Annotated in this window: 11 protein-coding genes; 5 read left to right on the top strand and 6 right to left on the bottom strand. The window is 60.7% G+C overall.

All coding sequences use genetic code 11. From position 1 onward, the window contains the following. Nucleotides 1-35 precede the first annotated feature (35 nt). The 4 genes from BLV11_RS07220 to BLV11_RS07205 all read right to left on the bottom strand — a co-directional run bounded on the left by BLV11_RS07220 (nt 36) and on the right by BLV11_RS07205 (nt 4,063). Entirely contained in the window at nt 36-1,337 is a 1,302-nt protein-coding gene (locus BLV11_RS07220; protein WP_091812303.1) for a DSD1 family PLP-dependent enzyme, read from the bottom strand. Then, the gene (locus BLV11_RS07215) at nt 1,334-2,713 is read right to left on the bottom strand and encodes a D-arabinono-1,4-lactone oxidase (protein WP_091812302.1); all 1,380 of its coding nucleotides are present in this window, start codon (nt 2,711-2,713) and stop codon (nt 1,334-1,336) included. The genes BLV11_RS07220 and BLV11_RS07215 overlap by 4 nt, the downstream gene beginning before the upstream one ends. 19 nt (nt 2,714-2,732) lie before the next feature. Then, nucleotides 2,733-3,137, bottom strand: a complete 405-nt coding sequence (locus BLV11_RS07210) for a c-type cytochrome (protein ID WP_091812301.1) — start codon at nt 3,135-3,137, stop codon at nt 2,733-2,735. 74 nt (nt 3,138-3,211) lie between these two features. After that, nucleotides 3,212-4,063 (bottom strand): M90 family metallopeptidase, encoded by an 852-nt coding sequence (locus tag BLV11_RS07205; protein WP_091812300.1) that lies wholly within the window; start codon nt 4,061-4,063, stop codon nt 3,212-3,214. Nucleotides 4,064-4,207: 144 nt separating this feature from the next. Between BLV11_RS07205 and BLV11_RS07200 the strand changes: the two genes are divergently transcribed. Continuing rightward, nucleotides 4,208-5,494: a serine hydrolase domain-containing protein gene (locus BLV11_RS07200; protein ID WP_091812299.1), complete on the top strand. Its 1,287-nt coding sequence runs from the start codon at nt 4,208-4,210 to the stop codon at nt 5,492-5,494. 49 nt (nt 5,495-5,543) lie between these two features. Here BLV11_RS07200 and BLV11_RS07195 read toward each other — a convergent pair whose 3' ends face one another. Further along, nucleotides 5,544-5,888 carry a hypothetical protein gene (locus tag BLV11_RS07195; protein WP_091812298.1) on the bottom strand — a complete coding sequence of 115 codons (345 nt, stop codon included), beginning with the start codon at nt 5,886-5,888 and terminating at the stop codon, nt 5,544-5,546. A gap of 316 nt (nt 5,889-6,204) precedes the next feature. Here BLV11_RS07195 and BLV11_RS07190 point away from each other — a divergent pair, with 316 nt between their 5' ends. Next, a complete protein-coding gene (locus BLV11_RS07190) occupies nt 6,205-6,456 on the top strand; it encodes a hypothetical protein (RefSeq protein WP_091812297.1) in 252 nt (83 codons plus the stop codon). Here BLV11_RS07190 and BLV11_RS07185 read toward each other — a convergent pair whose 3' ends face one another. Then, a complete protein-coding gene (locus BLV11_RS07185) occupies nt 6,457-7,497 on the bottom strand; it encodes a hypothetical protein (RefSeq protein ID WP_245725954.1) in 1,041 nt (346 codons plus the stop codon). A gap of 186 nt (nt 7,498-7,683) precedes the next feature. Here BLV11_RS07185 and BLV11_RS07180 point away from each other — a divergent pair, with 186 nt between their 5' ends. Genes BLV11_RS07180 through BLV11_RS07170 form a run of 3 tightly spaced genes read left to right on the top strand, consistent with a single transcriptional unit; the run spans nt 7,684 to nt 12,199 of the window. Beyond that, on the top strand, nt 7,684-11,154 hold the full coding sequence (locus tag BLV11_RS07180) for a response regulator (RefSeq protein WP_091812571.1): 3,471 nt from the start codon (nt 7,684-7,686) through the stop codon (nt 11,152-11,154). Nucleotides 11,155-11,186: 32 nt separating this feature from the next. Further along, entirely contained in the window at nt 11,187-11,735 is a 549-nt protein-coding gene (locus tag BLV11_RS07175) for a hypothetical protein (RefSeq protein ID WP_091812296.1), read from the top strand. A 41-nt stretch (nt 11,736-11,776) separates the two neighbouring features. After that, nucleotides 11,777-12,199 (top strand): response regulator, encoded by a 423-nt coding sequence (locus BLV11_RS07170; protein ID WP_091812295.1) that lies wholly within the window; start codon nt 11,777-11,779, stop codon nt 12,197-12,199. Nucleotides 12,200-12,229: the final 30 nt, after the last annotated feature.

The raw sequence follows: 12,229 nt of genomic DNA, 5'->3' as shown, positions 1-12,229 counted from the left end.
AAGCTGAATGCCAGTTGTGCCAATGCAGGCGGTGGTTAGCCCAGCACCGGCCAGTGTTCGTGGCTCCGGCGATCATTGCCGTCGTAGCTGTCGATACCATCGAAGGCAAGGAAGACCCGCTCGCTCTGGCTGGGCCGCAGAAAGACCCAGTCGTCCGGCTGCAGGGCAAGAGCGGCGCTGCCGTTGAGCATTTCCTGGTTGGTAGAGCGGCCATAGATCGGGTTGGGACTGAGCCCCGCTGGCGACTCGGCGACGGCTTTCCAATCTCCGCCATAGATGAACACCGCCTTGTGACGGTTGGGGTTCCACCACCCCATCAAGCGGCCGAGTCCGGGTATGCCGGGGATCTCGGGTGGCTCCACGACCTTCAGCACCGGGGTGGCAATGTAGGCGGCTGGCTGGTGGTCGGCCAGGGTCGGAAGGTCGAAGTCGGTGGGTTTGACCAGCGCAGAGCCGGCGGCGATCTCGTTGGCGGCGAAGCGCTCGTGCTGGTCGCGGTAGAGTGTATAGGTGGTGCTGCCGCCGGTATTCAGCGTGAGATTGCGGATGGAGCGGCCCAGTGTCTGTTCAGCCTGATCGACAAAGCCCTGGTAGCGGGCCATAGCCTGGTCGCGGCGCCAGGTGACCGACCCCGGTGCCTTTACGATGTGCGGCTCATAGCCCATGAAGCCGGCGAAGCTCAGCCGTGGCGACTGTTCAATGTGGTTGAGCATGGGGACCAGCTCGGCGGGCGCCCGGATCCCGCCCCGGTGCAGTCCGACATCAATCTCGATGTTGATGCGCAGCTGCAGGCCCAGCTCGGCGGCCAGCTGGTCGTACTGAGCCAGCCGCTCGGGACTGTCGATCAGCCACTGGAGCTGGTGCGCGGGCTCGAAGCCCCCCGGACTTGCCGCTGGCAGGTCGTGGTAGAACTGGCGTGCGGCCTTTACTGGCATGGGTTTGCCGAGCAGGACATCGGCGTCGGGCAGCGCGCTGGCCACCTGGTTCAGGAACGGCTGGTGAAACACCATCAACCGCCGGGTTCCGGTGCGCGCCATCACCAGTTTGAGCAGCGGCAGTGACGGCAGTGATTTGGTGACAATGCGGTAGTTGAATTGTCCCGCCAACTGTTGGCTGAGCAGGTCAATGTTGGCCAGCAACCGCTGCCGGTCGATGATCAGACGCGGCTGGTAGGGGCCGTGTTGACGGAGGGTGTCGTCGAGCCCCTGAAAATAAGGGCCATGACCACCATCGGCGCTGGACGGTCGCAGCCAGCTGGCCGTGCCGGCCAGCGTCAGGGCGCCGGCCCCCAGAAGCAGCCGGCGTCTGCCGGGGGAGAAGTTGTCGTTCTGACTCATCCGTTGAACAGTCCTTGCAGGTAGACGTTGAGGAAGCGTCCTTGCGGGTCCATCTGCTGTCGCAGGGCCCTGAATTCCTCCCAGCGTGGGTAAAGGTCAGCAAAATCCGTTGCGGTGCAGGTATTGAGCTTGCCCCAATGAGGGCGGCCGCCGTAGCGGCGGAAAACGGGTTCTATCGCCTGGAACAGTGGCTGATAGTCTTCCTCAAAAAAGCGATGCACGGCGATGGAGAGGGTGTCGCGTTTATAGAATGGGCTCAGCCAGATGTCATCGCCCCTGACAAAGCGCACCTCCAGCGGAAAGAACACTTCCGGAAAACGGTGCTCGATCAGGTCGCGGATTTCTGCCAGGGCCTTGAGACCCTCCTCTCGCGGCAGGTGATATTCCATCTCATTGAAGCGTACGTTGCGGTCACTGGTGTAGTTCTGCCACGACGAGGCCACTTTCACTTCCCGGTCGATGCTGTTGAGGATCCCTTTGAGCACCATTCGTCGCAGACTGGGGGACCAATCCAACAAATCACGGATTGTCTGCAGATCACGGGCGCCATCGTTCTGGTCAAAGGTGTCGGTACTGGACAGCGGCTCGTCGGTGAGTTCATGGGTGTCACACAGCCCCATGCCGGAAAACGGAATGTAGAAAAACTCGAAGTTACGGTAGCGGTCGGCGTTTTCCTGGGCGTTGGCCAGAATGTCCTCGATCGGCAGCCACTCGGACACCCGCTTGAGCCGGTATGGGCGGGTATTCTGCAGGGTGACATCGGTGACAATGCCAAGGCTGCCGAGGCCGACCCGGGCAGCCTGGAAGAGGTCACGGTTGTGATCCCGGCTGCAATGCATCAACTCGCCACTGGCGGTCACCAGCGACAGCGCCTCAATATTGGCGGACAGGCAGGTCAGGCCTGCGCCGGTGCCGTGGGTGGCTGTGGCGAGCGAGCCGGCGAGGGTCTGCTGGTCGATATCAGGCATGTTGATCAGGGCCTGATTAAGCGCCTCCAGGGGCTGGCCGAGCTGTCCCAGACGGGTGCCGGCGGCGATGGTGGCCTGCACCCGGTCATCATCATGGCTGAGGACTCCGCTGAGCCGGTGCAGGGCAATCAGGGTGTCGTCAGTGGGCACCAGTGGCGAAAACGAATGTCCGGAGCCGACCGCGCGGATAACCCCTGAGGCGTTGCGAACCTGCTCCTGCAGTTCGGCCACAGACGCCGGTGCGAGCCGGTTGAGGGGGTGGCAGGTCTGGCTGCCCGACCAGTTCTTCCATGGCAGGCGGCGGGAGGCACCGGCTTCGCGGGTCGTCGCCAGGAGCGACTCGAGCGGCAGCGAAGTGGCGGCGGCGACCGCCACCAGACGTTTCAGAAACTCCCGACGGTTGGGCATGTTGGTGGTCCTGTGGTGCTCACGGTGTGGCTGGATCACGGCGGGCCCCCGGATGGCGCGACATGAATGCAATCAGCTGTTCAAAATCCCGGGCCGAACAGTCCATGCACAGGCCATAGGGGGGCATGCCGCCGTAGCCTTCGATCACATGCACTAACAGGGTGTCCATGCCCTGGTTCAGCCGTGGCTGCCAGTCTGCGACATCACCGGTTAACGGAGCGGCGGAGCCGGGCCGGCTGTGGCACGCCTGGCAGGAACGCTGATAGATCTCCGCCAGGTCGCGATCTTCCGGTATGGCGGAGCTGGCATAGTGTTCCAGAGTCGCCCGGTCCGGCTCCTGCGAGCAGCCGGTCAGGATCAGCAGAAGCGACAGCAGCCATGGCCCCGGTGTGATTTGTATTCTCAGGTGATATCCCTCCAGCATGGCCCTTTTACGTAAGCACCGTCCGGTGTTTCCGGGTTGCATGGGCATGGTTTATGGGAAAACATGATTGTGTATCACGTATTGGCTGTCAAGGGTGTCGGACGCGTGGCGGCGCCGTCGTGCCAGTCACGGGGGTCAAGGCGGTAAAAGCCGGCCATGCAGTCGTACAACTCGGGTTCCTGGCTGGCCAGCAGCGCAGGGTGAAGGAAGAACGCCTCGGTTGCGACCGCGAAAAACTCGGCGGGTGAGGTGGCGCCGTATTCGTCGATGATGCTGTTGCCTCCAGAGTGTCGCCGGCGCCGTTCCCAGGCTTCGGAAAACACCTGCTGCCAGTGCTGGGCAACCTCTCCCGAGGCCAGCGGTGGCGCGCCGTCGGCGGCTCCGTCGACCTGGTCGAGCTGGTGGGCAAACTCGTGTAGCGCAACATTACTGCGGCTGCTGTTGTCGCCGGCTTCCCGTATCAGGGTGTCCCAGGCCAGTACCAGCTTGCCCTGCTGCCAGGATTCGCCCAGCCGTTCCTGGTCGTCGAAATGCAGCACCGGGCCGTCCTGTTGTGACTGGCTGACGCGGTAGGCACCTGGATAGACCAGGATTGACTGTAGTTTGTGGTAGTAATCCGGCGACAACTGATTGATCAACAAGGCACCGTGGGCCGCAATCAGCACCTTCATGGGCTCGGTCAGTTCGAGGCCGGCACAGCCATAGAATTCGACCCGCTCCAGCAGCACCCGCATGTGGGTGTGCAGGCGGGCGCGGCGGATGGGGGGCAGCCGCCGGTACAGGGCCATCTGTGCCCGTAGCTGCTCGATCCAGTCCATTGGCACTGGTATCCGGGCCAGCCGCTCGAGCTGGCGGCGGGGGCGTACAAACAGCCAGTAAAAGGCCGCTAAAACGATGGCGGTGAGCGCAATTCCGTAACCGAGCATGGGCTTCCCAGATCAGTAGTTGAGTTATTTGTCGTTGCCGTGGCAGGCGGTTCGGCCAATGTAACCGGGGCCGCCAGCTACAATGATAGGTAAGCGATAGCCCAGAACCAAACCAATAAGAGCCGTAACAAAAAGGTTAACCGAATGAAACAGCTTGCCCGTCGTGCGTTCCATACCAGTGCGATCCCCAAAGACCTGGACTCTGTGACCTGCCGTGACAGCGCCGGAGAAAATCCGGCGCTGGTGGGCGTTAGTCCGGAGTCGGTGGAAACTATCTGGCGCAGCGTGCAACGGTTGTACCGCAGTGGTGTGCACCCAGGTATTCAGGTGTCGATCCGCCACCGTGGCGAACAGGTGTTGCACCGTGCCATCGGCCATGCCACCGGTAATGGTCCCGACGATGGCCCGGACACCCCAAGAGTGGCCATGACCACGGACACCCCGGTGTGCTACTTCTCGGCGTCCAAGGCCGTCACCGCCCTCATCATGCACCTGCTGGCAGAACAGGGGCTGGTCAACCTGATGGATCCGGTTGCCTATTACTGTCCGGAATTTGCCCAGAGCGGCAAGCGCACCATCACCGTGCACCAGATACTGTCTCACCGGGGCGGCATTCCGGCCATCCCCAAGGACACTCCCATTGATGTGCTGTGGGACAAGGACGAGATCTGGCGGCTGTTGTGTGAATCCAAGCCGGTCGAAGTGGACGGAGCCAAGGTGGCCTACCATGCCATTACCGGTGGTTTTGTGCTGCAGAGAGTCCTGGAGAAGGTCACGGGTGACAGCATCGAGAACTTCCTTGATCGCCACCTGCGCCAGCCGATGGGGATGAAATGGTTCACCTACGGCATCGATCCTGCGCGCCTGGATCAGCTGTCACTGACTTATGCCACCGGCCCTCGCCCGACGCCTCCCGTGTCCTGGGTGGTCAAGCGCGCTCTGGGTGGGGACATCAAAACCATTGAGGAAGTGGTCAACGATCCGCGCTTCCAGGCGGCGGTGATTCCGGCCGGCAACCTCTGCGGTACCGCTGAGGAGATGAGCCGTTTCTACCAGATGATGCTCAACGGTGGGGTCTGGAATGGCAAGCGGATCTGCCAGGAGATTACCGTACGGCGGGCGATCCAGCAGTTTGGCTCGCTGCAGATCGATCGGACCATGCTGGTGCCGATGCGCTTCAGCGCCGGGTTGATGCTCGGTGGAAATCCTGTGGGTATCTGGGGACCGCAAAGTCGTTATGCTTTTGGTCACCTGGGATTGATCAACAAGCTGTGCTGGGCCGATGCCGGCCGTGATATCTCGGTCAGCATGCTCAATACCGGACTGCCCATCGTCGCCCATCACATCCCGGCACTGATGCGCTTTGTCCAGACCGTCTGCCGTGAGTTCCCGCTGATGCCTGAACAGGAGCGGCCGTTGGTTCTGGCCTGAGCCCGGCGCAGGCAGGACTACCCGGACAGCGATCGCTGTCCGGGGGCTTTCAAAGGTCGGTCAGCTGTGCCTCGAGGATGCCGAGTACCGACGACACCACATCGCGAAAGTCGGTGAGGGTCTGAGTGCGCTGAATCACCTCTTCCCGTTCATCGTCCAGCCGTTCCAGTTTCGGCACCACCCGGCGAATCCCCTCGGTGATGACTTCGTAAGGGTAGTGGTGATCCATGATGCTGAGCTTGTTGAGCTCAGCCACTTCCTGATGAAAGATGCTGATGATGTCGTACAGCATGTCCTTGTGCTGAATGCTGCCGGCTTCCCAGTAGGCGTCGTCCAGCAGTTCGAGCAGGGACAGGTATTCCCGAAGGGTATCGGCGACGGAGGTCTGGTTCATTCACTTGGCTCCAGGAGCGGTTGCGGCGGGTCAGGATCCTTGGCCCGCGCTTGCCAGGGTTTTCTTGGACTTACGGTTGCCTAGGACTATAGCAGCAGATGTGGCTGTGCGGCCTCGGTAAAATCATGAGGCGCCGTTCATTTTGTTGCCGGGGTAGTGAAAAGCAGGCAGAATTGGCCGGATCCTGCCGCTTTTTCAGCAACTGCTATACTCTTCTCTGAGGTAACCGACCTGCGGTGGTGCTGATGGCAGGACCGCGGTTCAGCCGGGAAAAGGTGTTCCCGTAACCTGATGATTTGCTCAATGGATGAGACCGATGAATAATAACGACCAGAAGGCTCCGCACAAGGAGCAGAGCGCCCGGGCCGTCGAGCTCGGCCAGCATGAGAGCGTTCGCTCCCATGTCCTCCGCCGCCTCAACGATGAGGTGGCCCAGCTTGAACGTCGCATTGAAACCCTGCGGCTGACCAAGGCACCGCACACCGCGATCATGATTTCCACCTACGAGCGCATGATTGACCGCAAGAAAGGCTTCATGCAGAGCTGGGGGTTCGGCCCCCGCAACTGACTATTGGCGCAGTGCCAGGGTAATGGTGTTGTAGCTGTGGGCCTCGTCGCCGGGTTGCTGGTGGCCGCAGTAGGCAGGGTTATCCACCTCCGGGGTTTGCGGATCACCATCGTCGTCATGATTGATGGGTTCTCCGTCGGACGTATAGATCAACACCCGTGACAGCGGATAATCCAGTTCCACTCGGATACAGTCGGGTGTTTCTGCTCCCAGGCTGACACCGCTGTTCTTTAGGAACAGGGTGTCGGTTTTGTCCATCACAAAATCCTGGCGTAACTCCATATCCCCCAGCGAGCGGCTGGCGAAACTGGCAATGGTGAATTCTGCGGCATTGTAGCCTTCGCTGCTGAACTGAATGGCATCGAACTGGCTGCTGGAGGTGAGGCTGGTGAGCTGCTGGGTGGCCGCTGCGTCGTCCCCGGCGCCGTTGCGGGCTACGTACTGGATGACTCGGAAAACCTTTTCAAATCCGCTGGTGCCGTCAGCGCCCTGTGGTGTGTAGTTCCAGTACAGGGTGTCGAAGATCCATTGGCGATTGGCCAGCGGCGCGCCGCTGCTGGTGGCGGCCTGATCAACAAAGCGGATGCTGGCTCCGTTGGCTCGGGTGTTGTAGGTGCCGGCCACGCCATTATCTATCAATCCGCTGATGTACTGGCGGCCAGCGTTGAAATTGTCAACCTCGGTGGAGGCCACCACCTGATTCATCAGATCCAGTGGGTTGCGCACCCGGACAAAACCGGTGTCGGTGTCGTTGCGGGTGTGGCCGAGGAACGCATCAATATGATTGCGCAAGGCTGTGGCCAGTGCTTTGCTGGCGGTGTCACCGGCATCGGCCGGCTCGAGGCCGAGGTAGGCGTCGTAGAAGCGGGTGTGTTTCAGGTTAGCCGGCTTGCCGGTGAGGTCTTCCAGGTCAAAGGTGGAAAAAACCAGGTCTACGTCATTGGCCGGGTTGAACGCAGAATCCCCGCTGTCGCTACCTCCGCAGCCGGAAAGTACCGCGCATAGGACGGACAGTTTCAAAAACAGTTGGTGATTTCTCATTCCTGGCATCCCCGAGGTGCGAAGGCACCGATTACGCGCTAAAGTGGATGTGGGCGCAGTGACGCGTTGATTGTCGAAAGTCGTTGCCCACTACGATCGCTAACCCTAGAGAATAAAGCGGGCGTCTTCCCACGCGGAGATCACATTTTGCATTATCGGTTTTTCCCGGCCGGCCTTTTATGGCTGATGGTGTTGCTGTCCACCCATGTGGCGACGGCTGCTGCGGGTGAAGACTGTTCTTCCCGGCCGCTGATGCTGGCTGATCGTGATGCCTCCTATGATCTGGCGCGGTGTGTCTGGTTTCTGGAAGATCCGGACCAGTCCCTGAGTCTGCGCGACATCCGTGATGAACAGCGTCACCCGTTTACCCTCCACGAAGGCAGTTTGCTCAATTTTGGCTACACCGAGTCGGCCTATTGGGTGCGCTACGACGTACGGCGGGGGACGACCACCGAGACGGATGAGTGGGTGCTCGAACTGGCGCTGCCGCTGGTGGATGAGGTCCAGCTTTATGTCGTGCAGGGCGGGGTTGTCGTCGAACGGCAACAGGCAGGCTATGCGTTGAGCCTGAAGGAGCGGGTGCTGGCGGTGCCCAATCCCACCTTTGTGCTGACACTTGAGCCCGATGTCGAAACCCGCCTCTACCTGCGGGTGGTCAACACGAATACCTTCCGCCTGCCCATTACCCTGTGGCAGCCGGCGAGCTACCTGGAAAAGGTGGCGGTCGAGGAGGCCTTCCGCGGAATCCTGCTTGGCTCGATCATCGGCATTCTCGCCTACAACCTGTTCGTGGCGGTCTCTGTCCGCGAGCGCAGCAATATCTATTACGTTCTCTATCTGCTGGTCGCCGTTGCCTTCATCATGACCGAGCAGGTCCATGGTCTCCAGCTGTTTGGTGAGCGCCCCTGGTTCCTCGACAAACAGTATCTGCACCAGCAGATCATAACGACCTGGTTCTTTGGCCTGTTGATGGCCCGGGCCCTGCTGGAAACTCACAAGCGGTCGCCCGATCTGGATCATGTGATCCGGATCTGCCTGTATTCGGTGTTGAGCACCTTCGCCCTGTCCTTCTTCGTGCCTTACCACACCGGCATGCAGTGGGCGGTGCTGGTATCGATCGTGCTCAGTGTGGTGATGATTGTGGTGAGTTTCCTGTCCTGGCGCCACTACAACCCGGCGGCGAAATCCTATTTCTATGCCTGGACAGTGGCGCTCACCGGCTTCTGTATCTATGCCCTGACGGTGATGGGCTTCCTGCCACTCAATATCTTTACTGCCCATAGCAGCCAGATCGGCCTGGCGGGTCAGATTATCCTGTTTTCCTTCTCCCTCGCCGACCGGATCAAGCTGGTTCAGGGCGAGGCACTCAACTGGAACCAGCGAGCCCTCGCCAACCTGCGCCAATACCGGTCACTATTCGACAATGCGGTGGAAGGGGTGTTCCAGATGTCGGTTGCCCGCCGTTTCGTGACCGCCAATCCGGCGATGGCGGCACTGCTTGGCTACACCGGTAGCGGGCAGTTACTGGCGACCAACCCGGACGTGCTGGATACCTGCTTCGTCGATGATGAGGTGCGCCAGTGGGTGGTCGGCAAGCTCGAGGCTACCGGTGCCATCAAGGGCGTTGAAGCCCGCTACATTACTCGCCAGGGCGAAGAACGCTGGGCCACGATCTCCCTGCATACGGTTTACGACGACTATGGTGAGCCCACCTACCTGGAAGGCACCTGCATCGATGCTACCGAGCGGCACCATCGCCAGCAGATTGAAAAAGAGCGTGAGCAGGAGCGGCTGGAGAAGGAACTGGCCCGCAACTCCGCAGAGGCCAAGAGCCAGTTCCTGGCCAACATGAGCCACGAAATCCGGACCCCGTTGGCGGCGATCATCGGTTATGGGGAAACTCTTCTGGACCCGGACCTGAGTGAGCAGGAAAAGCGCAACAGCGCGGAGACGGTGGTACGCAGTGGTCACCACCTGCTGGAACTGGTCAACGATATCCTCGACCATTCCAAGATTGACGCCAATAAGCTGGCGGTGGATGTCGTCACCGTCAACCTGGCGGAACTGTTGGACGAGTTACGGGCATTTTTTGAGCCCCGGGCGCAGGAGAAGGGCCTGGAATTTAACATTACCTGCGAATACCCATTGCCGGAAACCATCCATACCGACCCGACGCGATTCCGGCAAATCATCATCAATTTGTGTGGAAATGCGTTAAAGTTCACCGAAAAAGGGGTTATCTCCCTGACGGTGCGATGCGATCGTGAGGCTCAGCGGCTGTACGTTCGGGTGGTGGACAGTGGCATTGGCATGAAGCCAGAGCAGATGCAGCGTCTGTTCGATCCGTTCGCCCAGGGCAGCGCCGCGATCTCCCGTCAGTATGGTGGAACCGGGTTGGGTCTGAGCATCTCCCGCCGCCTGGCGGAATTGCTGGGGGGCTCCATTACCGCTGACAGCACCTACGGTGAAGGCAGTGACTTTGAGGTCAATATTGCCACCGGGCCGTTGGATGGCGTCCATTTCCTTCGCAATTCGTCGGAGCTGACCCAGCGCCGCCAGCTGCCGCTGGTTCTGGCACCACGACTGTCCGGCCGGGTGTTGTGTGCCGAGGATAACGAGGTCAACCGCAAGCTGGTGAGTTTGCTGCTTGAACGGACCGGGGTTGAGCTGGTTCATGTCGGCAACGGTGCGGAAGTGCTGGAAACCGCACTGAACGAGCCTTTCGACCTGATCCTGATGGATATCCAGATGCCGGTGATGAACGGCCGGGATGCCACTGTGGCGTTGCGCGAGGCCGGGTTGAACACGCCGGTGATTGCCCTTACCGCCAACGTGATGGCTGAAGATATCGACGATTACCGGCAGGCCGGGTTCAGTGAGCACCTGGCCAAGCCCATCGACAAACGGCGGTTCTACGAACTGTTGTCACGATACCTGAAGACCGCGCCGGATAATGGTAACCACCATAACCGCAGTTACCGGGGGCTGGTGTTGGTGGCGGAGGATAACCGGGATAACCGTGCCCTGGTGGAACGTCTGCTGACCCGCCTGGGGCTGGATGTCATGTCGGTGCCTGCCGGCGATGAGGCCGTCAGAACCGCGCTGGCGAAGCCGGTCGACCTGGTCTTGATGGATCGCCACATGCCCGGTATGGATGGGGTCGAAGCGACCCGGCTGATGCGGCAGGCGGGTTTTCGGCGTCCGATTATCGCGTTCAGTGCCGGGGATCAGCGCGAAATTGACGACATGGTGGGCGCCGGTTGCGAAGGGGTGCTGACCAAGCCCATTGACCAGAGCCGGCTGGTGGCCGTTCTGGATCGTTATCTGCCAACGGGGCCACGGCCAGTGGCGGATGCGGAAGCCAGTGCTGCGGGCATCCGTGAACTGGCGGCCCAGTTCCTGGCTGGGCTGGGAGAGCGCAAGGTGGCTATGGACGCTGCGCTGGCCTGCCGGGACCGGCAGGGCCTGCAGCGGGAATCCCACCAGATCAAGGGGACCGCCGGTGCCATGGGCTATCCTGCCATGACCAGCCAGGCCGGTGCTCTGGAGCAGGGACTCAAGGCCGAGCCGGTCGATTGGGATCAGGTAGCCCGCCAGTTGGCGGTACTTAATGGCATGATTGAACAGGCGGTGAACAGCGGCACGGCCCAGGCCTGAGCCGCAGACACAGGACCACAGGAAAGCAGACTATGACAGAGAATTATCCACGTCAGGAAGGGCACTCGCTGAGCATGATGTACGGTACCTACGCCGATGTCCTGTTTGTGCTGTTCCCGTTCCTGGTCATTGTGATGCAGAGACTTTGGGATGGCGAGCTGGCCGATGTGCTGTTACGGCCGGACCTGAGCATTGCCTCGGCGATTCTGGGCGGGTTGGCGATTGGCAAGTTCGTCCTGGGCCTGGTGACCGAACGGAACCTGGGGCGCTATAAGGAACGCATTGTCTTTTTTATCGCGCTGACCCTGTTTGTGGTCATGGGGCCTGCGATGATCCTGATTCTCAGCATTGTGGGCGGCGGTGCAGTGCCGGGTTTTGTCGCGTTCCTGCAGCCGGTCCTGTTGATCGTTTCGATTTCGCTCTATACCACGGCGATCAGCATCAGCAACCTGCTCACTCAGTCCAAAACCGGGGACTCCGGCGGGGCACGGGAGTCGGGCGCGGATTCGGCCAAGAGCGCCAGCGTCGTTAACCATGAGCCACTGTCAATCCCGCGCCGACCCAATGGCGACGGTGTCTGAACGGCAGGGTCTGTAACCTATTCATTCAGAGGTAGCGAGTTATGCATAATTTGAAAGTGATGGTCGTGGAGGATGAACCGGTGATGCGGGAAATGCTCCGTGACATGCTCTATCACGCCGGGGCCACCAGGGTGGTGGAAAGCGAAGATGCCCGTGGTGCGCGGGCGGTGTTCGCGGCGGACAGCTATCAGATCGTCATGCTGGATCTGGGGCTGCCGGATGGTGACGGCCACGAACTGATGAAGGAATTCAAGGACGCCAACCCGGGCCAGCACGTGGTGCTGGTGACAGCTGATGACTCGATTGAAAGCATTCAGAAAGCCATCAGTGCCGGAGCCAATGGCTATGTGGTGAAACCCTACTCGCAGGAGAAGATCCACGACGTCGTCAATAACTACGCCATGATCCATGGCTCTGAAGCGTCCGGGGTCGGTGCAAGTGGAGGCCTGGGCCGGAAGCACTAGCGTTCCGCGAGTGCTCGGTTTCCGGCCCGG

The sequence above is a fragment of the Marinobacter mobilis genome (assembly GCF_900106945.1).
GTDB lineage: Bacteria > Pseudomonadota > Gammaproteobacteria > Pseudomonadales > Oleiphilaceae > Marinobacter > Marinobacter mobilis.
Note: the sequence above shows the minus strand (reverse complement) of the source record. Positions and strands in the feature narration are given on the sequence as shown.